The sequence below is a fragment of the Pseudomonas sp. PDM14 genome, assembly GCF_014851905.1.
Taxonomy (GTDB): Bacteria; Pseudomonadota; Gammaproteobacteria; order Pseudomonadales; family Pseudomonadaceae; genus Aquipseudomonas.
Genome location: NZ_JACVAQ010000001.1, coordinates 1,945,660 through 1,967,910, shown reverse-complemented (window position 1 = coordinate 1,967,910; position 22,251 = coordinate 1,945,660). Strand labels below are relative to the sequence as shown.

At 66.8% G+C, this 22,251-nt stretch carries 26 protein-coding genes; 14 read left to right on the top strand and 12 right to left on the bottom strand.

Annotated features, from left to right (window positions below; all coding sequences use genetic code 11):
- Position 1: 1 nt before the first annotated feature.
- The 9 genes from IB229_RS09320 (at position 2) to IB229_RS09280 (ending at position 6,620) form a co-directional block, all read left to right on the top strand.
- Positions 2-886: a DMT family transporter gene (locus IB229_RS09320; protein ID WP_192327367.1), complete on the top strand. Its 885-nt coding sequence runs from the start codon at positions 2-4 to the stop codon at positions 884-886.
- Entirely contained in the window at positions 883-1,650 is a 768-nt protein-coding gene (locus IB229_RS09315; protein ID WP_192327364.1) for a creatininase, read from the top strand. Before IB229_RS09320 ends, IB229_RS09315 begins: the two co-directional genes overlap by 4 nt.
- A complete protein-coding gene (locus IB229_RS09310) occupies positions 1,647-2,294 on the top strand; it encodes a cysteine hydrolase (RefSeq protein ID WP_318652093.1) in 648 nt (215 codons plus the stop codon). Before IB229_RS09315 ends, IB229_RS09310 begins: the two co-directional genes overlap by 4 nt.
- Positions 2,291-3,067, top strand: coding sequence for an N-acyl homoserine lactonase family protein (locus tag IB229_RS09305; RefSeq protein ID WP_192327361.1), 777 nt, complete (start codon positions 2,291-2,293; stop codon positions 3,065-3,067). Before IB229_RS09310 ends, IB229_RS09305 begins: the two co-directional genes overlap by 4 nt.
- The gene (locus tag IB229_RS09300) at positions 3,064-3,822 is read left to right on the top strand and encodes a hypothetical protein (RefSeq protein WP_192327357.1); all 759 of its coding nucleotides are present in this window, start codon (positions 3,064-3,066) and stop codon (positions 3,820-3,822) included. The genes IB229_RS09305 and IB229_RS09300 overlap by 4 nt, the downstream gene beginning before the upstream one ends.
- On the top strand, positions 3,819-4,655 hold the full coding sequence (locus tag IB229_RS09295) for an ABC transporter permease (protein ID WP_192327354.1): 837 nt from the start codon (positions 3,819-3,821) through the stop codon (positions 4,653-4,655). Before IB229_RS09300 ends, IB229_RS09295 begins: the two co-directional genes overlap by 4 nt.
- A gap of 5 nt (positions 4,656-4,660) precedes the next feature.
- The gene (locus IB229_RS09290; RefSeq protein WP_192327351.1) at positions 4,661-5,503 is read left to right on the top strand and encodes an ABC transporter ATP-binding protein; all 843 of its coding nucleotides are present in this window, start codon (positions 4,661-4,663) and stop codon (positions 5,501-5,503) included.
- 130 nt (positions 5,504-5,633) lie between these two features.
- A complete protein-coding gene (locus IB229_RS09285) occupies positions 5,634-6,110 on the top strand; it encodes a DUF2569 domain-containing protein (protein WP_192327348.1) in 477 nt (158 codons plus the stop codon).
- A gap of 129 nt (positions 6,111-6,239) precedes the next feature.
- A complete protein-coding gene (locus IB229_RS09280; RefSeq protein WP_192327345.1) occupies positions 6,240-6,620 on the top strand; it encodes a DUF805 domain-containing protein in 381 nt (126 codons plus the stop codon).
- 51 nt (positions 6,621-6,671) lie between these two features.
- Here IB229_RS09280 and IB229_RS09275 read toward each other — a convergent pair whose 3' ends face one another.
- Both IB229_RS09275 and IB229_RS09270 read right to left on the bottom strand, forming a co-directional pair.
- Positions 6,672-7,073, bottom strand: a complete 402-nt coding sequence (locus IB229_RS09275) for a hypothetical protein (RefSeq protein WP_192327342.1) — start codon at positions 7,071-7,073, stop codon at positions 6,672-6,674.
- A complete protein-coding gene (locus IB229_RS09270) occupies positions 7,070-8,542 on the bottom strand; it encodes a hypothetical protein (protein WP_192327339.1) in 1,473 nt (490 codons plus the stop codon). The genes IB229_RS09275 and IB229_RS09270 overlap by 4 nt, the downstream gene beginning before the upstream one ends.
- A gap of 241 nt (positions 8,543-8,783) precedes the next feature.
- Here IB229_RS09270 and IB229_RS09265 point away from each other — a divergent pair, with 241 nt between their 5' ends.
- On the top strand, positions 8,784-9,032 hold the full coding sequence (locus IB229_RS09265; RefSeq protein ID WP_192327336.1) for a hypothetical protein: 249 nt from the start codon (positions 8,784-8,786) through the stop codon (positions 9,030-9,032).
- A gap of 48 nt (positions 9,033-9,080) precedes the next feature.
- On the opposite strand, the gene IB229_RS09260 is transcribed toward IB229_RS09265, so the two are convergent.
- The 5 genes from IB229_RS09260 to IB229_RS09240 form a co-directional block, all read right to left on the bottom strand.
- Positions 9,081-10,418 (bottom strand): hemolysin family protein, encoded by a 1,338-nt coding sequence (locus tag IB229_RS09260; protein ID WP_192327333.1) that lies wholly within the window; start codon positions 10,416-10,418, stop codon positions 9,081-9,083.
- A 72-nt stretch (positions 10,419-10,490) separates the two neighbouring features.
- Positions 10,491-11,795, bottom strand: coding sequence for a phosphate regulon sensor histidine kinase PhoR (phoR, locus tag IB229_RS09255; RefSeq protein ID WP_192327330.1), 1,305 nt, complete (start codon positions 11,793-11,795; stop codon positions 10,491-10,493).
- Positions 11,796-11,820: 25 nt separating this feature from the next.
- Positions 11,821-12,510: a phosphate regulon transcriptional regulator PhoB gene (gene phoB / locus IB229_RS09250; protein WP_192327328.1), complete on the bottom strand. Its 690-nt coding sequence runs from the start codon at positions 12,508-12,510 to the stop codon at positions 11,821-11,823.
- A gap of 78 nt (positions 12,511-12,588) precedes the next feature.
- Positions 12,589-13,482, bottom strand: coding sequence for a 4-hydroxybenzoate octaprenyltransferase (gene ubiA, locus IB229_RS09245; protein ID WP_192327326.1), 894 nt, complete (start codon positions 13,480-13,482; stop codon positions 12,589-12,591).
- Between the two features lie 85 nt (positions 13,483-13,567).
- Positions 13,568-14,113: a chorismate--pyruvate lyase family protein gene (locus tag IB229_RS09240; protein WP_192327324.1), complete on the bottom strand. Its 546-nt coding sequence runs from the start codon at positions 14,111-14,113 to the stop codon at positions 13,568-13,570.
- Positions 14,114-14,288: 175 nt separating this feature from the next.
- Between IB229_RS09240 and IB229_RS09235 the strand changes: the two genes are divergently transcribed.
- From IB229_RS09235 to IB229_RS09220, 4 genes are all read left to right on the top strand, one after another.
- Positions 14,289-14,456, top strand: a complete 168-nt coding sequence (locus IB229_RS09235) for a rubredoxin (RefSeq protein WP_192327322.1) — start codon at positions 14,289-14,291, stop codon at positions 14,454-14,456.
- 312 nt (positions 14,457-14,768) lie between these two features.
- Positions 14,769-15,041, top strand: a complete 273-nt coding sequence (locus tag IB229_RS09230; protein ID WP_021218870.1) for an HU family DNA-binding protein — start codon at positions 14,769-14,771, stop codon at positions 15,039-15,041.
- A gap of 137 nt (positions 15,042-15,178) precedes the next feature.
- Positions 15,179-15,577 carry a helicase gene (locus IB229_RS09225; protein WP_192327320.1) on the top strand — a complete coding sequence of 133 codons (399 nt, stop codon included), beginning with the start codon at positions 15,179-15,181 and terminating at the stop codon, positions 15,575-15,577.
- A gap of 72 nt (positions 15,578-15,649) precedes the next feature.
- Positions 15,650-16,381, top strand: coding sequence for a hypothetical protein (locus IB229_RS09220; protein WP_192327318.1), 732 nt, complete (start codon positions 15,650-15,652; stop codon positions 16,379-16,381).
- Between the two features lie 55 nt (positions 16,382-16,436).
- Here IB229_RS09220 and IB229_RS09215 read toward each other — a convergent pair whose 3' ends face one another.
- The 5 genes from IB229_RS09215 to exbD form a co-directional block, all read right to left on the bottom strand.
- The gene (locus IB229_RS09215; RefSeq protein ID WP_192327316.1) at positions 16,437-17,846 is read right to left on the bottom strand and encodes an aminoacyl-tRNA deacylase and HDOD domain-containing protein; all 1,410 of its coding nucleotides are present in this window, start codon (positions 17,844-17,846) and stop codon (positions 16,437-16,439) included.
- Between the two features lie 99 nt (positions 17,847-17,945).
- Positions 17,946-20,021 carry an ATP-dependent DNA helicase RecG gene (gene recG, locus IB229_RS09210; protein WP_192327314.1) on the bottom strand — a complete coding sequence of 692 codons (2,076 nt, stop codon included), beginning with the start codon at positions 20,019-20,021 and terminating at the stop codon, positions 17,946-17,948.
- Positions 20,018-20,947, bottom strand: coding sequence for a hydrogen peroxide-inducible genes activator (locus IB229_RS09205; protein WP_192327313.1), 930 nt, complete (start codon positions 20,945-20,947; stop codon positions 20,018-20,020). The genes recG and IB229_RS09205 overlap by 4 nt, the downstream gene beginning before the upstream one ends.
- A gap of 149 nt (positions 20,948-21,096) precedes the next feature.
- Entirely contained in the window at positions 21,097-21,825 is a 729-nt protein-coding gene (locus IB229_RS09200; RefSeq protein WP_192327310.1) for an energy transducer TonB, read from the bottom strand.
- Positions 21,822-22,247: a TonB system transport protein ExbD gene (gene exbD, locus IB229_RS09195; protein ID WP_192327307.1), complete on the bottom strand. Its 426-nt coding sequence runs from the start codon at positions 22,245-22,247 to the stop codon at positions 21,822-21,824. The genes IB229_RS09200 and exbD overlap by 4 nt, the downstream gene beginning before the upstream one ends.
- Positions 22,248-22,251: the final 4 nt, after the last annotated feature.

Sequence of the window (22,251 nt, the reverse complement as noted above, 5' to 3'; positions counted from 1 at the left end):
GATGGCCGCCATGAAGCCGGAAATCGTCCTCCTGGTCGGCGCCAGTTTCTGGGGCCTGGGCTGGATGCCGCTGCAGCATTTCGCCGGCCTCGGCCTGGTCGGTATGCCGCTGGTGCTGGCCACCTACGGCCTGCTCAGCCTGCTGGCCATCCCGCTGCTGTGGCGCCAGCGCCGCGCCTGGTGGCCGCAGCGCACGGCGTTGCTGGCGATCGGCCTGTTCGGCGGCTGGGCCACGGCCGGGCTGGTCGGCGCGCTGTCCGAGGGTGACGTGGTGCGCGCCATGCTGCTGTTTTACCTCGCGCCGGTGTGGGGTCTGCTCGGCGGCTGGCTGGTGCTCGGCGAACGCCTCAATGCCCTGCGCGTCGGCGCGCTGGCGCTGGCCATGCTCGGTATCGCCCTGACCCTGGGCATCAGCCACGACACCTTCCGCCCGCTGACCAGTACCGACTGGCTGGCGCTGTCCGCCGGCCTGGCGTTCGCCATCAACAACCTGGCCACCCGCGCCGCCGAACAGGTGCCGCTGGCGAGCAAGGCGGTGGTGGCCTTCGTCGGCAGCGCGCTGCTCGGCGGCCTGTTCTGCCTGCTGCAGGGTACGCCGTTGCCGGCGATGGACGGCGTGCTGTGGGGCCAGGTGGCGCTGTTCGGCGTGTTCTGGCTGATCGCCATGAGCGCCGCGCAGTACGGTTTCACCCATGTCGAAGCCGGCCGCGCCGCAGTGCTGGTGGTGGTCGAACTGGTGGTCGCGGTGCTCACCGCGGCCTGGTTCGGCGACCGCGAACTGGGCCTGCGCGAATGGTGCGGCGGCGCCCTGGTACTGGCTGCCGCACTGATCGCCGCGCGGCCGCCGGCCGAATCCCCTTCCGTTGCCTGTGAGGTACGCCCATGAAAACCGTGCGCATGGATCAGCTCAGCTGGGTCGAATACGCGCGCCGCGTGCGTGAAGACTCCCCCGTGGTCTTCCTGCCCTGCGGTGCCACCGAACAACACGGCCCGCACCTGCCGCTGGGCACCGATGCGCTGCTCGCCAGCGCCCTGTGCGAAGACGTTGCCGCGCAGGTCGGCGGCCTGGTCGCCCCGGCCCTGTCCTACGGCTACAAATCGCAGCCCAAGTGCGGCGGCGGTAACCATTTCTGCGGCACCACCAGCCTCGACGGACAGACCCTGATCGCCCTGGTGCGTGACGCCGTGCGCGAGTTCGCTCGCCACGGTGTGACCCGCCTGGTGCTGGTCGATGGTCACTACGAGAACCAGTGGTTCGTCACCGAGGGCATCGAGCTGGCCATGCGCGAGCTGGGCCCGACGGCGAAGCTGGAAGTGATGCGCCTGGAGCACTGGGACTTCTGCACCGAGCAGACCCTGGCCGATGTGTTCCCCGATGGCTTCCCCGGTTTCGCCCTGGAGCACGCGGCGGTGATCGAGACCTCGCTGATGCTGCACTACCTGCCGCACCTGGTGCGCATCGACTTGATCCCCGATGAGCCGCCGGCGGACTTCCCGCCCTACGACATGTACCCGAGCCGTACCGAGTGGGTGCCGCCGTCCGGCGTGCTGTCCTCGGCCAAGGGCTCGACCGCGCAGAAGGGCGCGCGCATGGCCGCCGATATCGGTGAAGGCATCGCGGCTGCCGTGCGCAAGGAATTCCGCCTGTGAGCCGGGCGACCAATGCCGCCGCTCGGGCGCTGATCATCATCGACATGCAGCGCGACTTCTGCGCGCCGGGCGGTTACGCCGATCAGGCCGGGCTGGACATCAGCCTGCTGCGTGCGCCGATCCCGGCGATCCAGGCGCTGCTGGATGCGGCGCGCGCCAGCGGCATGTTCGTCGTGCACACCCGTGAAGGCCACCGCGCGGATCTTTCCGATCTGCCCGAGCCCAAGCGCCTGCGCGCCGCCAATGCCGGCGCGCCCATCGGCAGCCAGGGCCCGCTGGGCAAGTTGCTGGTGCGCGGCGAATACGGCCACGACCTGATCGACGAGCTGCAGCCGCAGGCGGGCGAACCGGTAATCGACAAGCCCGGCTACAGCGCCTTCGCCAGCACCGATCTGGAGCTGCTGCTGCGCAACCGCGGCATCAGCGAATTGATCATCACCGGCGTGACCACCGAGGTCTGCGTGCACTCGACCCTGCGCAGCGCGGTGGACCGGGGCTACGCCTGCACCCTGGTCAGCGACGGCTGCGCTTCGCCTTACCCGCAACTGCACGGCGCCGCGCTGGTGATGGTCGAGGTCGAGGGCGGGTTGTTCGGCCGCGTGCTCGACAGTCATGCGCTACTCGCGGAGTGGGAGGGCGCATGACCCAGGTCACCCGGCTCTGGCCGCTGCTCACGGCGACCCATCGCTACGACAAGTCGATTTCCACCTGGCAGCGTGGTCACGGCCAGATGATCGAGGCGCCGATCCTCGCCTATCTGATCGAAACCAAGCACGGGCGCATTCTCTACGACGTCGGCTGCGACTACGCCAAGATCGCCGACCCGCTGCTGCGCGAGCGCTGGTACGGCGACTTCGAGATGGGCGCCCCCCGCATGACCGAAGAGCAGCGCCTGCCGGCGCACTTCGCCCGCCTCGGTCTGACGCCGGCGGACATCGACGTGGTGTTCCTCGGCCACCTGCACTTCGACCACGCCGGTGGCCTGTGCGAGGTCTGCGGCGCCGAGGTGCATGTGCACGCGGCCGAGCTGGACGCGGCGCGGGCCAAGGCTGACGACGCCTATTTCGTCGACGATTTCGCCGGTGACTACCGCTGGAAGGTGCAGACCGACGAGTACGAACTGGTGCCCGGTGTGCGCGCCATCAACACCCCCGGCCACACCGCCGGGCACATGTCGCTGCTGATCGAGCTGCCCCAGGGCCAGCCGGTGATCCTCGCCGGTGACGCCGCCGACCTGACGGAAAACCTCGACCAGGAAATCGCCCCCGGCACCCTCTGGCAGGGCCGCGAGGACCTGGCCATCGACAGCATCCGCAAGCTCAAGGCGCTGGCCCGCGAGACCGACGCCGAGCTGTGGCCGAACCACGACATGGCCTTTTTCAACGGCCTGCGCCAGTTTCCGGAGTTCCACTCATGAAGCGGGTTCCCGACGCCTACCTCGGGGTCTGGCAGCGCACGCTGCTGACCACCACCGCGGGTGTGCACGACACCAGCACCCAGGTCTACTGGCTGCAGACCGCCAGCCTGTTCGCCGACCTGCGCATTCCCCAGCCGGCGCCGCAGAGCCTCGCCGAGCGCGCGAGCCAGGCCGGTTTCGCCGGCTACACGGCCATCGATGGCGACCTCTGTCAGTGGCACCGGGCCATCGACTTCCAGCCGCCGAGCGGGCGCGAGGACATCGGCCGCATGCGCTTCGAGCGGCCTGAATACCTGCTTGAAGACGGCCTCGACGGCAGTTACCACGAAGTCTGGGAGCGCCTGCCGGAGTCGCTCGGGCGCAACTGGGGCGTGTGGCTGGTGGCGTTCGACGGGCGCCAGGGCTGCCTGCTTCTGGCCGGTGACTGCTTCCTCTTCGCCGCTGGCCGACAGAATCCGCTGCCGTGCGCCGAGTCGCTCGGCGCGTTGCTCGCCAGCACCCACGAGGCCGAGACGCTGCTGGAGTTCGAGCTGTCGTTCGGCCGTCACGTCGGCGGTGCCAAACCCTGGCATATCGAACTGTCGACCCTGCCCGAGCGGGTTGGCCAGGCGCTGTTGCCGGCGGCGGTCGACCCCGACCAGGCCGACCTGCTGCTGACCCCGGCGGTGCTCGCCTGCCTCGGCGCGATGCCGCCGTTGGGTGGCTGGCAAGTCCGCGACGAACCCGTTTTCCCCTGTGCAGGAGCCTGCTCATGACTGCTCATCAACCCCTGCCCACCACCGAGGCCGCGGTACCGCCCGCACGGCCGAGCTGGTGGGTGATCCGTGGCGAGCTGCCGCGTGGCGCCATCTGGGCGCTGGCGGTGGCCGGCCTGCTGTTCCCCCTGCTGGTCTGGTGGGCCTGCACGGCGCTGGGCCTGACCAACCCGATGTTCATGCCCGGCCCGGATGCGGTGCTGGCGCGGGTCGGGCGCTGGTGGAGCGAGGAGGGCCTGCTCGCCGATATCGGCATCAGCGTCTACCGGGTAATGACCGGTTTCCTTGCCTCGGCGCTGATCGCCCTGCCGATCGGCCTGTACATCGGCACCTACCGCCCGGTGCAGGCGTTTCTCGAGCCGCTCACCGACTTCATCCGCTACATGCCGGCGGTGGCCTTCATCCCGCTGATCATGCTCTGGGTCGGCATCGACGAAGGCTCCAAGGTGCTGATCATCTTCATCGGCACCTTCTTCCAGATGGTGCTAATGGTCGCCGAGGATGTGCGCCGCGTACCCATGGCGCAGATCGAGGCGGCGCAGACCATGGGCGCCTCGCGCAGCGAGATCGTCAAACTGGTGATCCTGCCGTCGGCGCGCCCGGCGCTGCTCGATACCCTGCGCATCACCTGCGGCTGGGCCTGGACCTACCTGGTGGTGGCCGAACTGGTCGCGGCCAACTCCGGCCTCGGCTACGCGATTCTCAAGGCGCAGCGCTACATGCACACCGACAAGATCTTCGCCGGCATCCTGCTGATCGGCATCATCGGCCTGCTCACCGACCAGGCGTTCCGCTGGCTCGGTCGCGTGGCCTTCCCCTGGATGAAGAGGTAAGCGCCATGAGCGAGAGCAAGATCCAGATCCGCCGCGTCGGCAAGGTGTTCAAGAGCCAGGGTCGCGAAGTACAGGCGCTGCAGGATGTAAGCCTGGATATCCGGGCCAACGAATTCATCACTTTCGTCGGCGCTTCCGGTTGCGGCAAGTCGACCCTGCTGCGCAGCATCGGCGGCCTGGAGCAGCACAGCCTCGGCGAAATCCTCGTCGACGGCCATGCGGTCAACGGGCCGGGCATCGACCGGGCGATGGTGTTCCAGCACTACAGCCTGTACCCCTGGCTGCGGGTGATGGAGAACATCAAGTTCTGCCGCCAGCTCAAGGTGATCAGCGACACGGTGCGCGGCGAGGCCGACATCGAGGTGGCCAGCGGCCGCGCCGAAGCGCTGCTGACCCTGATGGGCCTGTCGGCCTTCGCCCAGGCCTATCCCAACCAGCTCTCCGGCGGCATGCAGCAGCGCGTGGCGATTGCCCGGGCGTTGATGCCCAAGCCGCAGATCCTGCTGATGGACGAGCCGTTCGGTGCGCTGGATGCGCAGACCCGCGAGGTAATGCACGACCTGATCCGCCACGTGCACCGGCTGGAGAAGAGCACCATCCTGTTCGTCACCCACGACGTCGAGGAAGCCATCTACCTCGGTGGGCGCGTGGTGCTGATGGCGCCGCGGCCGGGTCGCATCGACACCATCTACGACGTGCCGCTGCCCGCCGAGCGCAATCAGGACATGAAGCTGTCGGCGGAATTCCTCGCCCTCAAGCGCGAGATCCTCGCGCGCATCCGCGAGACCTCGGGGATGAACACCGACCTGGAATTGCTCGAACAATTGACCCGCACCGTGCCGGCCTGAGGCGCCAGTACTGTTGCATCATGGGTGTGTGGGCCTGCTTTGCAGTTGTCGTCAGATGCGCTAGCGTGGCGCCCGCTGCAAAGAACGGCGCGATGGGCGCGCCGGTCCTGCAGCCTGGCAGGGATGCAGCATGAGCACAGAAAAGAACCTCGAGGGCCTCGGCGGCTGGCTGATACTGGTTGGCCTGGGCCTGATCATCGGCCCGTTGCGCATGCTCTACGAGTACGTGCCGCTGTACGTGGGCCTGTTCGACGACGGCACCTTCGCGTTGCTCAGCACGCCGGGCACGGCCGACTACACCGCCTACTTCGCGCCGCTGATCTACGCCGAGATCGTGCTCAACACCGCGCTGGTCTGCGCCTGGCTGACCGCGGGCGTGCTGTTCTTCACCCGCCGCCAGCTGTTCCCGCGCCTGTACATCGGCATCCTGCTGTTCACCCCGCTGTTCATCGTCGCCGATGCCTTCGCCTTTCTGCTGGTCGCCCCGGACGAGCCGGTGTTCGACCCCGCTACCAGTCTGGAACTCATGCGTGCGGTAATTCCGGCGCTGATCTGGGTGCCGTACATGCTGGTTTCCAAGCGCGTACGCGCGACTTTTGTCAGGTAGCCCGCATTCGTGCGATGCGGTGCTGTAAGTTGCGCGGGTGAATAGGCTTCAATCGGTGCCCAGCACGCAGGCACCGGCATCACCCCGGCTGGCGTCTGCCTATCCCAGGGGCACAAGGAAAGGATGACTATGAACTGGTATCTCGACGTTCTGAAGCAGTACGCGGTGTTCACCGGCCGGGCGCGCCGCAAGGAATACTGGATGTTCTTCCTGTTCAACCTGATCGCCGCCGTCGTCCTCGGCATCATCGACGGCGTGCTCGGTCTGAGCCTGTCCCAGGGCATGGGTCTGCTCGGCAGCCTGTACGCGCTGGCGGTGCTGCTGCCGTCGATCGGCGTGACCATCCGCCGCCTGCACGACACCAACCGCAGCGGCTGGTGGTGCCTGATCGCCTTCGTCCCGCTGATCGGCGGCATCGTTCTGCTGGTGTTCATGCTGCTCGACAGCACCCCGGGCGATAACCAGTACGGGCCGAACCCGAAAGAATCGCCGCTCGGCGCCATCGCCTGACCCGCCCCTCGGCGGCGCCCCTGGCGGGCGCTGCCGCTCCTTCCCCCGCCGTCAGGCCTGCAGTGACAGGCGCGGCTCGCGGCGCACCTCGATGCCGTCTTCCAGTTCGATGATCTCTACCGCGCTCAGCGCCCCCTGCGGATCTACCAGACACCATTGCAGACCGAGCGGCAGCTCCAGGTTGCGCGGTTGCAGCAGCACGTCGCTATCCAGCCGTGCGGCCAGCTGGCGGGCCAGGGCCAGGTCGTCCACCTGCAGCTGCGGGTCGCCCCAGCACAGGCTGCAGGTGGTGGCGAAGCCGCGTTCGTGGTTGAAGTGCATGAGGAACAGGCGGGCGCCATCACGCGGCACGTCGGCGGATTCGACGCCGGCGTCGAGCAGCTGATTGAGCTGCGCCAGCAGCTCGGCCTCGCTCAATTCGGCCTTGAGGATCAGGTCCACGGATTCGGTCATTGCACACCCCGGGCTTGCATGAGGTCGAGAAGCTGGGCGGTTCGGGTCCGCTGTTCGGCGCTGAAAATACCCTTGCCGGTCATCATTTCCAACGATTTGCGCGCATTGTCCAGGCCCTTCTTCTTCGCGGTGACGAGTATGTTGTATTCGGCCGAGGTGATGTTCATCGTACCCGGCCCGCTGATGGGGTGGATGGAGCCGTCGTGGATGCCGAAGGTACGCCCCGACGACGGCGTGAAGGTTTCGCCCGTGCGGATCTGGTCACCGAGGCGGTGGATCTCCGCCAGGTCCCTGGCCACCACCTCCGGCGCCACGGTGTACATGGTGTTGCCGGTCTGCTTGGGAATGGTCACCTTGTGTGGAAAATGGCGCTGACTCAGGGTCAGGTGCGACCAGTTGCGTGCCGCCGGGACCGCCAGGGTTTCCCGCGGGATTGCGGGCGGCCGTTCGACCTCGATCACCTGCGCCGCCGAGCCTCTGCCACTGGCGCGTCCCAGGCGCTTGAGGCGCAGCCGTTTGAGCGCCGCGGCGAGCCTCTTCGCGGCATCGCCCAGACGCTTCAGCGCGCCGAGGTAGCGCACCGACACGGCGCCACGGGCTGCCAGCCCGGCGCCGCCGGTGAGGACGATGAGCAGCGCCGCGAGGACGATCTCGAACACCGCACCGCCACCGAATTCGGCCACTTCCTCGACGTTCTGCGCGCGCGCGTAGTCGACCGCAAAGCGCCCGAGTATCTGCTTGCTCGGGCCATCCGCGTAGATGAAGCAGGCCAGCTCGTAGGCGTCGGCCAATTGTTCGCGGGTGATGCTCGCCGGGTCGAAGCCGAGGGCCTCGACCAGTTCGCGGTGCTGGCTGGCGCCGTAGTTACGCAGGAAGGCCTGGCCCCAGTGTTCCTGCTCACCGACCGTGGCGCTCCAGGAGCTGACCAGCATGTTCCACAGCTGGGTGTGCGGGTTGACCAGGTCGGTGTACTCCTTGGCTGAACGGAGCAGGCCCCAGGCGCCGAGAAAGAAACCCTGGCCGAACTTCAGGCGCAGGTGCAGCTGGTTCAGCAGCGGATGGCGGCGGTCCTGCTCGGCCTTGAGTGCCGCCGCTTCGGCACGTTCACCGGCGAGAATCTGGTCCAGTGCGGCCTGCAGCTCCTCGCGCGCCTGTGTGACCTCAGCATCGACATCCGTATCGGCCAGCAGCTGCGCGTCGTAGCGGCTCGCCGCCAGGGTCTGGGTGAAGCTGCCGCGGGCATCCAGGCCGCCCTGCAGGCGCGCGCCTTCGGCGGCGGTCAGCGCGTAGGGCAGGCCGGTCTCCACGCATTCGCCATTGCTCCAGACGAAACGCATGCCGACCAGGCAGGACGTCGCTACCGTGCCTTTACCTTCAAGTTGGCGCGCCGCCTGTCTGTCGAAGACCTCGTCGCGGGCTGGGGTGATCTCGCGCCGCTGCGCGCGGTTGTTGGCTACATAGCCGGTCATGGCCGGGTTCCTCGCTCCCTGATCGAACCCTGCCGATGGTAGGCAATGCCCCCTGTGCAATGTCTTGCGCAGCGGGCGGCCACCGATCCGATCGCTGGCGGGAAACGGAGAGTCCGGTCACAGCGCGAGCATTTCATCCGCTTCTCGAGGCGCGCGGGGCGACCCTTCGTCAGCTGTCGGGCGTGGCCGTGACCGGCTGCTTTATGGTGAAGAAGACCACCACGCCAGCGAGGTACCTGCCATGACTACCCTGCATTGCGTTCACCGCGAACATGCCATTCGCGCCGATGTCGTCGAGCATCCGGGCATTCCCACGCCGTGGGCCGGCGGTTGCCAGATCACCACGCCGGACGGCGAGACCACGCGACGCCTGGTCCTGCCGATGGACTGTCGCTTCCTCAGCGAGCTGGACAAGGCCCAGCATGCCTCCATCGCCCACGGCAAATGGCTGGTCGACCAGCATCTGGACCAGGGACGGGAATGGGGCTGACGGGAGGCGAAACGGAAGGCGCCGGGCAGGGAGCCCGGCGCCGCTCGATCAATCGAGCTTGAGCACCTTGGCCAGGACGATCTTCGGCCCTTTCATCTTCTTCACGATGATGCGCAGGCCTTCGGTCTCCAGCACTTCTTCCTCTTCCGGCACGCGGTTGAGGCTTTCATAGACCAGCCCGGCCAGGGTCTCGGCCTCGATGTGATCGAGGTCGATGCCGAGCAGGCGCTCGATCTTGAACAGCGGCGTGTCGCCCCGCACCAGCAGCTTGCCCGGCTGGTAGGCGAGGATGCCGCGCTCGGCCTTGTGGTGTTCGTCCTGGATATCGCCGACCAGTGCTTCGAGCACGTCTTCCATGGTCAGGAAGCCGACTACCTTGCCGTCCGCTTCCTCGACCAAGGCGAAGTGCGCGCCGCCCTGGCGGAACTGCTCGAGCAGGCTCGACAGCGGCATGTGCTTGGTCACGCGCTCGACCGGGTGCAGCAGTTCACTGAGCTTGAGCGCCGAGGGCAGCATCTCCAACAAGGACAGGTGCAGCAGCAGGTCCTTGATGTGCAGGATGCCGACGAAAGTGGCGTTCTCCTCGTCATATACCGGGTAGCGGCTGTACTTGTGGCGGCGGAACAGGCTGAACACCTCGTCGAGCTTGGCGTCGCTGTTCAGGTAGACCAGGTCTTCACGGGAGTTGGCCCAGTCGACCACTTCCAGCTCGCCCATTTCCACGGCCGAGGCCAGCACGCGCATGTCCTGGTCGCTGGGGTCGCGGGCACGGCTGGAGTGCAGGATCAGCTTCAGCTCGTCGCGGCTGTAGTGGTGCTCGTGGTGCGGCCCGGGCTCGCCCTGGCCGGCGAAGCGCAGGATGGCGTTGGCGCTGGCATTGAGCAGGTAGATGGCCGGGTACATCAGCCAGTAGAAGGCGTACAGCGGCGCGGCCGTCCACAGCGAGAGCAGCTCGGGCTTGCGGATCGCCCAGGATTTGGGGGCCAGCTCGCCGACGACGATGTGCAGGTAGGAAATGATGAAGAAGGCGAAGAAGAACGCGATGGCGTGGACCAGCTTCGGCGACTCGATGCCGGCGTAGCTGAACAGCGGTTCGAGCAGGTGGGCGAAGGCCGGTTCGCCGACCCAGCCGAGGCCGAGGGAGGCCAGGGTAATGCCCAGCTGACAGGCCGAGAGGTAGGCGTCGAGCTGGTTGTGTACGGTGCGCAGGATGTGTCCGCGCCAGCCGTTCTCTTCGGCGATGGTCTCGACCTTGGTCGAACGCAGCTTGACCATGGCGAACTCGGCGGCCACGAAGAAACCGTTGAGCAGCACGAGGAACAGGGCGAACAGAATAAGGCCGAAGTCGGCGAAATAGGTGGCGACGGAACTAGGAGAAGGGTCCATTGAGGGGGTCGGGTGGCGAAAGATCGCTAAAGGTTGGAGGCTGGCGGCAGCGATTGCAAGTCACACGAGCGCCTAGCCCCGCCGAATCACCTGCTGCGGCGGAAAATGGCAGGTGAAGGTGCTGCCCTTGCCTGGCACGCTGGCGATCTCCAGGCGCGCGCGGTGGCGCAACAGCACGTGCTTGACGATGGCCAGGCCGAGGCCGGTGCCACCGGTATGGCTGGCGCGGCTGGAGTCGACGCGGTAGAAGCGCTCGGTCAGGCGCGACAGGTGCCTGGTCTCGATGCCGATACCGCTGTCGGTGACGCTGAACTGCGCGCCGTTTTCGTCACCGCTCCAGCGGATGCGGATCTCGCCCTCGTCCGGGGTGTACTTCACCGCGTTGAACACCAGGTTGGAGAAGGCGCTGCGCAGCTCCGTCTCGCTGCCCTTGAGGCGCAGGTGGGGGTCGGCTTCCAGGCTGATGCGGTGGCAGCGGCCAGCGGACAATGCCTGGGCATCGTTCTTGATGCTCAGCAGGAGCAGGTCGACGGACACCGGCACGTTGTCCGAGGGGTAGTCGGTGGCTTCCAGCTTGGCCAGCAGGAGCAGGTCGTTGAGCAGGTTCTGCATGCGCGCGCCCTGCTGCTGCATCTGCTGCAGCGCCCGTAGCCAGCGCGGGTTCACGTCCTCGACGTTGTCCAGCAGGGTTTCCAGGTAGCCGGCGATCACCGTCAGCGGCGTGCGCAGTTCGTGGGAGACGTTGGCGACGAAATCCTTGCGCATCTGCTCCAGCTGGTGGAGACGGGTGATGTCACGGACCAGCATCAGGTGCTCGCTGTTGCCATAACGGGTGATCTGCAACTGCAGGTGCAGATGATCGTTGACCGGCGAGGGCAGCTCCAGGGCATCGCGGAACTCGCCCTGCTCGAAGTATTCCTTGAAGCGCGGATGACGTACCAGGTTGGTGATCGACTGACCGCTGTCCTGCGGCGTCTTCAGGCCGAGCAGGGTTTCCGCGGCGCGGTTCCACCACTCCAGGTTGCCGTCGCGGTCGAGCATGATCACCGCGTCGCGCAGGGCGGCGGTGGACTCCTGCACGCGGTCGATCACCGCCTGCAGGCGGCCACGTACGCGCTGATCGCGGCGCTGCAGGTGATAGATGTTGTCGAAGATCTCGCCCCACAGGCCGTAGCCTTCAGGCGGTGCCTCATCGGGGCGGCGTTCGCGCAGCCAGGTATGCAGGCGCAGCAGCTGCTTGATGTGCCAGGCCAGGTAGGCACCAATGCCGATCAGCAAGGGCAAGGCGTACTCGCCACTGACCAGGCCGACCAGCAGGCATGGCACCAGGAGCAGCAAGAGATGACGCCCCACCGCACTCCGCCAGTTCTGATTCAACTCGATGCGTCCTTAGAGGGGCGTTTCAGCTTTTGGTGGAGAAACGATAGCCGGTGCCGCGCACCGTTTGCACCAGGTTCTCATAGACTTCGCCGAGCGCCTTGCGCAGGCGACGGATATGCACGTCGACCGTACGCTCCTCGACATAGACGTTGCCGCCCCAGACCTGATCGAGCAACTGGCCGCGGGTGTAGGCGCGTTCCTGGTGGGTCATGAAGAACTGCAGCAGGCGGTATTCGGTAGGGCCCATCTCGGCGGGTTTGCCGTCGATGGTCACGCGGTGGCTGATCGGGTCGAGCAGCAGGCCGCCGACTTCGATCGGCGACTCGCCATCGTTCGGCGCGGCGCGGCGCAGCACGGCCTTGAGGCGGGCGACCAGTTCGCGCGGCGAGAACGGCTTGGTGATGTAGTCGTCGGCTCCAACTTCCAGGCCCTGGATCTTGTTGTCCTCTTCGCCCTTGGCGGTGAGCATGATGATCGGGATGTCGTCGGTCAGCTCGTCGCGCTTGAGGCGGCGGGCCAGCTCGATGCCGCTGGTGCCCGGGAGCATCCAGTCGAGCAGGATCAGGTCCGGCTTGCGGTCGACGATCAGGGCGTGGGCCTGCTGGGTGTTTTCCGCCTCGATGCAGTCGTAGCCGGCCATTTCCAGGGCCACCGCGATCATCTCGCGGATCGGTGCTTCGTCATCGACGATCAGGATGTTCTTGCCAACCATGGGTCCTGCCTCGGTTCATCTGTCTTGCGCCGCATTAGATAACGGAATTATTGCAGCGATGTGACAGTGGCGCTGCAGCTAGCGTAGGGCGTAGTCCGCGACGATGCCGAGGAAGATCGCCAGACCCGCCCAGTGATTGTGCAGAAAGGCGGCGAAACAGGCCTGCGGCTCACGCTGGCGGGTGCTCCAGAATTCCCAGGCGAAGCAGGCCGCGGCGCCGAGCAAGCCGAGCAGGAACCAGCTACCCAGGGCGAAGCGCGCGCCGGCCAGGCCCAGGCACAGCAGGGCCAGCACCTGCAGGGTGAGGATGATCACCCGATCAGCCTCGCCGAAGAGGATGGCGGTGGATTTCACCCCGATCTTCAGGTCGTCCTCACGGTCGGTCATCGCGTAGTAGGTGTCGTACGCCACGGTCCACAGCAGGTTGGCCAGGTACAGCAGCCAGGCTTCGGGCGGCGGCAGTTCGCCGGTCGCCGCGGTGAAGGCCATCGGCATGCCCCAGGAGAAGGCCGCGCCCAGCACCACCTGCGGGTAGAAGGTGTAGCGCTTCATGAACGGGTAGCAGGCCGCCAGTGCCAGGCCGCCGAAGGACAGCGCGATGGTGGTCAGGTTGGTGAACAACACCAGAACGAAACTCAGGCCGACCAGCGCGGCGAACAGGGTCAGCGCCTCGCGCGCAGTGATCTTGCCGCTGGCCAGCGGGCGTGCGCGGGTGCGGCTGACGTGGCCGTCGAACTCGCGGTCGGCGTAGTCGTTGATCACGCAGCCGGCGGCGCGCATCAGCAGCACGCCGAGGGTGAAGATCAGCAGCAGCTTGAAATCCGGCACGCCCTTGCTCGCCACCCACAATGCCCACAGCGTCGGCCACAGCAGCAGGTAGATGCCGATCGGCTTGTCCAGGCGCATCAGCTGGATGAAGTCCCAGGTGCGCGGGTGCAGGCGGTTGAGTGATTGCAGCAGGGCGGTGTACATCGGCGGCTCTCCGGGCGAAGTGCGGCGATTATACGGGGTGCCTGCCGGGCGAAGCATGCGCGGCGCTCGGTTCGTGCCTGCGTGACTACTGGCCGGCGTGGTCCCAGAAGGTTGGCAGGAACACCTCGGCGACCAGCACACCGAGGCCGTCGCGGCGAAAGCACGAGCGGCGTCCCCACAGGCGTTCGTCGCGCACTTCGGCCGGCAGCCAGGCACTGGGGTAGCGGCAGACTTCCAGCTCGCCACGGGCGAAGGCGCGGTCGCTGAACAGCAGCTCGCCGAGCGAGCGGCTGCCGAGCTTGCCGAGGTCCAGGCCGGAGCCTTCCAGGGCTTGGCGTGCGGCCACGCTGCGGGCGAAGACCCAGGCCTCGCCAGCGCCACGCAGGAACACCTCGCGCACCCAGCCCTGGCTGCCCTGCGGCACCTGCAGGCTGCTGCATTCGTCGTTGCGCAGCACCTGCCAGCCCTGCTGCAGCGGCAGCACGCTGAACCGCCCGTTGCTGAGCTCGGTCAGGCGGCGGGTCAGCGAGCGCTGGTCGAACAGCCAGTCGCGCTGCAGCGCCGGCGGCGCCGGATGCAGTTGGGCACAGGTGAGCCAGCGGGGAGGGTGAACGAGGGCGGCGGATGGCACGTTGGCGGGCTTAAGCGGCTGCGGACGGCGGCGAGCTTAGCATGCCGTATGGCGCCGCAGACTGCCTGGGGGTTGCGTCATGGGGCCGCCTGCCAGTACAAAGCCTGCTGATTTTGCGACCAGGGAAATGCCCGTAGAGGCAGGTCGAGTCCGCCCGATGACGAGGTTATGTGTGATGAAGAAGTGGCAGTGCGTGGTCTGTGGCCTGATCTATGACGAGAAGCTTGGCTGGCCGGACGATGACATCGCCCCCGGCACGCGCTGGGAAGATGTACCGGCCGACTGGCTGTGCCCGGACTGCGGCGTGGGCAAGGCCGACTTCGAGATGATCGAAATCGCCTGATTGTGGCGGCAGCTTCAGCGAAACGGCGACCTCAGGGTCGCCGTTTGCGTTTCCGGCTACCGCCCGTCAGGCGGCGTCATGTACGGCCCCCTCGATCACCGTCATGGATGGGGGTTTTGGCAAAAATAACGGCTGTTCTGTCACAAACGCCTTGCCTTTGCTCGTGTAAACGGCGGGGCAGCACTGGCGCGGTCTCCCATGGCGTGCCATTCTCCCCCGGTCTGCCGCAGCGCAGAGCTGTTGCGGCGCCTTGGGCGCTGTTCCGGACGGACAGCACGGACACAAAAACAACAAACCGTCAAAGAGGCATCTATGCGCAAACCCGAACTCGCCGCGGCCATTGCCGAAAAGGCTGACCTGACCAAAGACCAGGCCAATCGCGTACTCAACGCCGTTCTCGAAGAAATCACCAGCGCGCTCAACCGCAAGGACAGCGTGACCCTGGTTGGCTTCGGCACCTTCCTGCAGCGTCATCGCGGTGCTCGCACCGGGAAGAACCCGCAGACCGGTCAGCCGGTCAAGATCAAAGCCAGCAACACCGTTGCCTTCAAGCCGGGCAAATCCCTCAAGGACGCCGTCAACTAAGGCGCTCCGCGTCCGGGGCCGTCAGGCCCCGGACCACCCCGAAATCCCTCTCTGCATGCCTCGCCTGACGGGATGTAGTCCCTTCGGCAAACCGCTACAATGCGCCGCCGATTTCACTGACTTCGAGGCTGTGCGCCATGAAATTCCGCTTTCTCCTCTGGATGCTGGGCCGCCTGATGGCCAAAGCCAGCCGTAGCAACCCGGAATTCCGGCAGCAGCTGGAAGGCAAGGACCTGGTGTTCCAGCTGCACACGCTGGACGGCAAGGTTTCCCGCCAGTTCGTCATCAAGAATCAACGCGTCACCAGCCGCGCCGGCAAGGCCAGCGATCCGGCCTTCGCCATCGGCTTCAAGGATGCGCTGTACGGCTTCGCCACCATGCAGGCGAAGAACAAGCAGCTGGCCTTCATGCAGGGCATCCAGAACAAGGACATCCAGATCCAGGGCAACCCTGCTCAGGTGATCTGGTTCCAGGGCCTGCTGAAATACGTCGTGCCGAAGAAGAAAAAGAAGACCCCCGTCAAGAACGCGGCCTGACGCGCGTTCTGCGTCTGGTCGGGACCACGCGTCTTGGCTAGGCTGGCACTCTTTTCCCCGGAAGCTTCGAGCATGCGTCTGCTGACATTCCTATCCCTGCTGCTGGTGCTGGTCGGCCCTGTGCACGCCGCGCCGGTCGACCCGACCCTGAAGCGCGTGCTGGAGTTGGCAGGCGTGCAGCTGCTCTGCGAGCAGACCGCGCCGCTGCTGGTGCGCGGCATGCCGGCCGAGCAGCACCAGCGCCTGGCCAAACAGTTTTCCGCCGACGCCCTGTGCACCGACCTGGCCAAGCGCCTGACGCCCGAGCTGCCCAAGGCGCAGCTGGAGGCGGCCCTCAAGCTGCTCGACAGCCCGCTGGCCAAGCACTTCACCGAGGCCGAGCATGCCGTGGGCGAAGACGGTGGTCTGGCGGCCTATCGCACCCAGTTGGCGGAGCGCGCACCGCGCAAGGAGCGCCTGGAGCTGGTGCAGCGTCTGGACAAGGCCGCGCACACCACCGAACTGGCCACTCTGCTGCGCTACGAGGTCGGCAAGACCCAGGCGCTGCAGACCCTGCGTGCGCGCGGCAAGAACCTCGACGAGAAGGCCCTGAGCGAGCAGACCGCCGCGCAGGTGGCGCCACTGCGCGCGTCCAGCGCCAGTGGCGTGGAAGCCTTCATGCTCTATGCCTATCGGCAGATGCCCAGCGACCAGCTGGCCGAGTACGCCGCACTGTACGAGCAGGCGCCGGTGCGCGCGGTGCTCGAAGCCAGCAGCAAGCACCTGCCCAAGGTCTTCGCGGCGCGGCGCGCGGCGCTCAAATAGTCGTTTTACAGGCATGAAAAAAGGGCCCCGCGGGGCCCTTTTTCATGCTCGCCGATCAGTGCGGCGTGTTGAACTGCGACGCCAGGTCACGCAGTGCCGCTTCGGCCTGCAGGACCTTGTTCAGCGCGTCCTCGGCCTTTTCGCGGGTGATGTCCAGGCGCGCGAACAGCGCATCCGGGATCTCCCGCTGCGGGCCGCTGCCGATGCCGCGGTTGCGCAGCATGCTCACCGCCAGACACACCAGATTCGGGTAGGCGGCGTGCGGGCCGTCGTAGTCCGGGTCGTGCTGGAAGCGCAGGGCGGTGGCCAGCTCTTCCGGCATGTCCCAGAAGCGCATCAGCCAAGCGCCGATCTGCTCGCGGGTGATGCCCAGCAGGTGCTGTTCGATGTAGTTGGCCGAGAGATGCGGGTTGACTTCCAGGTGCCGGCAGATCAGCGAGAAGTGCGGCGGGAATACGTGCGCCAGGACCAGGTAGCCGAAGTTGTGCAGCAGGCCGGCGAGGTAGGTCAGGCCCGCTTCCGGGCGCTGTGCGCGCGGCATGGCACGGGTCAGGCCTTCAATCACTGCAGCGCTGTAGATCGCCTGCTGCCAGTACGGCGTAGCCTGCTGTGGCTGGTCCTTGGGCAGACTCAGGGTCTTGCCCAGCGCCAGGCCGAGGGCCAGGTTGATCACCAGGTCGAAGCCCAGCACGCGGACGATGGCGTCTTCCACCGAGCGGATCTTGCCGGGCGCGGCGTAGTAGGGCGACGCGGCCCAGCTGACCACCTGAGCCGCCAGCGCCGGGTCGGTTTCGACCACCCCGGTGATGTCGTCGACGGTGGCATCCGGGTCGACGCGCAGCTTGATGATCTTCTGCGCGGTTTCCGGCAGCGGCGGGATCTCGATGGTTTCTTCGAGACGCTGCTGGATGCGGCGTGCGGTGAACGCCTGCACGGCCTGGGTGATTTCGGCGCGGTCGTCGTCCGGGCGGTCGAGGTTGGGCTTGATCTTCGCCAGCGGTTCGCCGAAGCGGGCGGCGCTGGCCTTGCTCAGCAGAGTGGTCTTGTACACGTCGCTGCTGATTTCCAGCAGCACGCCGGGTTGCCCGGATTCCACCAGCAGGCTGTCGACCTGCAGCAGGCGCTCGTCATACAGGCACGGTGAGCTGGTCAGCGGCGGCAGGCCGGGCAGCTTGCCCAGGGTGTGCTTGGCCAGCATGCGCTCAAGGCGCTCGGGTTTGACCGCGGCCAGCTTGCGCCCGGTGAGTTCGGCCAGGCGGTTGAGGTCGAGCAGCTGCGACTGCGGAAACAGCACCAGCAGTGCGCCGACGGCGTCATCGAGAAGTGCTGCCTGTACCCGCCGCTCGGCCGGCAGGCCAAGGTGATCGATACGGATCTGGCAGGGCACGCCAAGTTTCTCCAGCAGCTGGAGGATCACGGCAGGTGCGCGCGGTGCGCTATCGGGGGCGAGGGCAACTTCAGTCATGAGCGAAATCCGGCTGAGAAACTACTGCAGGGAGTATAACCAGCCGCCCGGTCGGCGAGCGGAACCGACGGACCGGTGACCGGTGGGCTGTGCGCTGGCTCACACTTGGCCATATTGCTGACCATGGCGTAACCAGCGCTCCAGCAGCGGGCTGACGTGTTGCGGCCAGTGCGCGAGCAGGGCCTGGGCGGCGTCACGCACGGCGGGCAGCAGGTCGGCGTCACGCATCAGGTCGGCGACCTTGAACTGCAGCAGGCCGGTCTGGCGGGTGCCGAGCATTTCGCCGGGGCCGCGCAGCTCCAGGTCCTTCTCGGCGATGACGAAGCCGTCGCAGGTCTCGCGCATGATCGCCAGGCGCTCGCGGCCCATCTGCGACAGCGGAGCGTGATAGAGCAGCACGCAGTGGCTGGCCGCGCTGCCACGGCCGACCCGGCCGCGCAGCTGGTGCAACTGGGCGAGGCCGAGGCGCTCGGGGTTCTCGATGATCATCAGGCTGGCATTGGGCACGTCGACGCCGACTTCGATCACCGTGGTGGCGACCAGCAGCTGCAGCTCGCCGCGCTTGAACTGGTCCATTACCGCGGCCTTCTCGGCCGGTTTCATGCGCCCGTGGATGAGGCCGACGCGCAGCTCGCCGAGGGCGCTGGAAAGCTCCTCGAAGCTGGTTTCCGCCGCCTGGCAGGTGAGCTCCTCGGACTCCTCGATCAACGTGCATACCCAGTAGGCCTGACGGCCTTCGCGGCAGGCGATGCGTACCCGCTCGACCACTTCGATGCGGCGGCTGTCGGCGATCACCAGGGTGTTCACCGGCGTACGCCCAGGCGGCAGCTCGTCGAGGATCGAGGTGTCGAGGTCGGCGTAGGCGCTCATCGCCAGGGTTCGCGGAATCGGCGTGGCAGTCATGATCAGCTGGTGCGGGCAGAGGCGGCCGTCGACACCTTTCTGCCGCAGCGCCAGGCGTTGCTGCACGCCGAAACGGTGCTGCTCGTCGATGATCGCCAGGGCCAGACGCTTGAACTGCACCTCTTCCTGGAACAGCGCGTGGGTGCCGACGACCATCGGCGCGCCGCCGGCGATCTGTTCCAGGGCCGCGGCGCGGGCCTTGCCCTTGAGCTTGCCCGCCAGCCAGGCGACCTCGATGCCCAGCGGCTGCAGCCAGCGGGTGAAGTTGATGAAGTGCTGCTCGGCAAGGATCTCGGTGGGCGCCATCAGCGCCACCTGGTAACCGGCTTCCAGCGCCTGCAACGCGGCGAGCGCGGCGACCACGGTCTTGCCGGCGCCGACGTCGCCCTGTACCAGGCGCAGCATCGGCTCGTCCTGGCTGAGGTCGTAGGCGATCTCGGCACCGACCCGCTGCTGCGCGCCGGTGGGCTGGAAGCCGAGGTTCTGCAGGAACAGCTGCGGCAGGTGCTTGGCGATCGGCAGGCGGGGCGCGGCTTGCGCGCGGACCTGCTCACGCAGGCGCTGCAGCGACAGCTGATGAGTCAGCAGTTCTTCGAAGGCCAGGCGATGCTGGGCCCAGTGCTGACCTTCGGCGAGTTCGTCCTGATCGGCATCCGGTGGCGGGCGGTGCAGGTAGCGGATGGCTTCGTCGAGCGGGGCCAGGCGGTAGTCGCGGATCAGCTCGGCGGGCAGCCAGTCCGGCAGGCTATGCGGGCCGAGACGCGCCAGGGCGAGCTGGCTGAGGCTGCGCAGGCGCTGCTGGGTGAGGCCTTCGGTGGTCGGGTAGATCGGCGTCAGCGTCTGCTCCACCGGCGCCACCTCGTCGCCACTCAGCGCGCGGTATTCGGGGTGGTAGATCTCCAGGCCGGAGGCGCCGGGGCGCGCTTCGCCATAGCAGCGGACGTGGGTGCCGCGCTTGAGGCCGTCACGCTGGGCCTGGCTGAAGTGGTAGAAGCGCAAGCTGAGCGTGCCGCTGCCGTCCTGCAGGCGTATCAGCAGGCTGCGACGCTTGCCCATGACCACGTCGGCGCCGGCGACGATGCCTTCGACCACGGCGTCCTGGCCCGGCCGCAGCGCGCCGATCGGCACCACGCGGGTGCGGTCCTGATAGCGCAGCGGCAGGTGGAACAGCACGTCCTGCAGGGTTTCCAGGCCGACCTTGGCAAGCTTTTCCGCCAGTGCGTCACCGACGCCCTTGAGCGTGGTGACCGGCACCCGTGCCAGTTCGGTCATGCCGGCAGGGCTTCGTCCTGCGGACGCGCCGCGACCGAGCACAGGCGGATCGAGTCGGCGAGGATTTCGATGGCCTTCGGGCGCGGGAAGCTGGCGCGCCAGGCGATGGCCACGGTGCGGTACGGCACCGGCGGAGTCAGCGGACGCACTTCGATCACGCCGGCGGCGTAGTGGTGGCTGTCCACGGCGGAGAACGGCAGGATCGAGATGCCCAGGCCGGAGGCGACCATGTGGCGGATGGTTTCCAGCGAGCTGGACTCGATGGTGGTGTGCTTGTTCTCTTCGGTCTTGCGTGTGGCCGGGCAGGCTTCGAGCACCTGGTCGCGGAAGCAGTGACCTTCGCCGAGCAGCAGCAGGCTCTTGTCGTTGAGCAGTGCGGCGTCGATATGGTCCTGGGCGGTCCACGGGTGGCCGGCGGGCATCAGCACGTAGAACGGTTCGTCGTACAGCGGCTTGGTCAGCACGTCCGCTTCCTGGAAGGGCAGGGCGATGATCACGGCATCGAGCTCACCGGTGCGCAGCTTGTCGCGCAGCACGTGGGTGAAGTTCTCCTCGATGTACAGCGGCATCTCCGGAGCGACCCGGTGCAACTGTGGAATCAGGTGGGGGAACAGGTAGGGGCCGACGGTGTAGATGGCGCCGATCTTCAGCGGCGCGGCCAGCTGGTTCTTGCCGGCCTGGGCCAGCTCACGGATGCCCTGGGCCTGCTCCAGGACCTTTTGTGCCTGGGTGACGATGCCTTCGCCGACCGGGGTCAGGCGGACCGCACTCTTGCTGCGTTCGAAGATCAGCACACCGAGCTCGTCCTCGAGCTTCTTCACCCCGACCGACAGGGTCGGCTGGCTGACGTGGCAACGCTCGGCTGCGCGCCCGAAGTGCTGTTCCTGAGCGAGGGTGACGATGTAACGCAGTTCGGTGAGGGTCATAGTCTTAATCCATTGAGATGCGCCCAAGCATAGCGGCTGTATTCAATGGAACCAACTGCTCACTCTGCGCCTGCGGAGCAAGCGTTGCGTCAGTCGGCAGGGCGTATGGCGCTTTGCTCATCCACCCTGCCAGGGTCGTGACTGGACCCTTAGCGACGGTCCAGCGAGTAGACGAAGGGCGCGACGATCTCCAGGCTGCCGTCCTTGAGCATTTCTGCCGGTGGCGGTGGCAGCGGCTGGGCGCGGCGAATCATCTCCAGGGTGGCACGGTCCAGCGACGCGCTGCCGGATTTACCGGCCAGCGAGTAGGACAGCACCTTGCCGTTGGCATCGACCACGAAGCGCAGGCGGTTGACGCCCTCGAAGCCGCGGCGGCGGGCATCTTCGGGGTAACGCTTGTACTTGCTCAGGTGGCTGAGCAGCTTGCTCTGCCAGCTGATCTCGGCCTTGCTCGGCGCACTGACGGCGGCCTGCTGCGGTGCAGCGGGTTTGTCGTCGGCAGCGGCGACCGGCGCGGGTGGTGTTTCCTGCGGCGGGTTGTCCTGGGGCTTGACCTGCGGCTTGGGTTCGACCGGCTTCGGCGGTTTCGGCTTGGGCTTGGGTTTCGGCGGTGCGATGGCCAGCTTCGGCTTCGGCGCTTCGACCAGCTTAGGCTGCGGCTCGGGTTCTTCCGGCTGCACTTCTGGTGGTGGTGGCGGAGCCGGCTTCGGCGCAGCGGCCAGTGGTTCCAGCTCGATCACCATGGCCGCTGGCGGCAGTTCCAGGGGAACCGCCACCGGGTGCCAGAACAGCGCCCAGATGAACAGGCCGACATGCAGGCCGAGCACGACGATAAGGCTGACGCCCCATTGCGACAGCTTGCGTGGCGTAGAGGTCATTGTTTGCCGACCGTTTCCAGGCCCACCAGGCCGACTTTCAGGTAGCCGGCACCGCGCAGGTTGTCCATCACACCCATCAGGTCGCCGTAGTCCACGCCTTTGTCGCCACGGACGAAGATGGTCTTGTCCTTGTCGGCGTTGGTCAGCTTGTCGAGCACGGCGCCGAGCTGGGCCGGATCGACCTGCTCGTTGTCGAGGAACAGGCTGTTGTCGTCCTTGATGCTCAGGTAGATCGGTTTGTCCGGACGCGGCGCCGGTTTGGCGCTGGAGGCCGGCAGGTCGACCTTGACGTCGACGGTAGCCAGGGGTGCCGCGACCATGAAGATGATCAGCAGCACGAGCATGACGTCGATGAAGGGCGTTACGTTGATCTCGTGGTTTTCCTGGAGATCGTCACCACCTTCGTTCAGATGCAGACCCATGGCC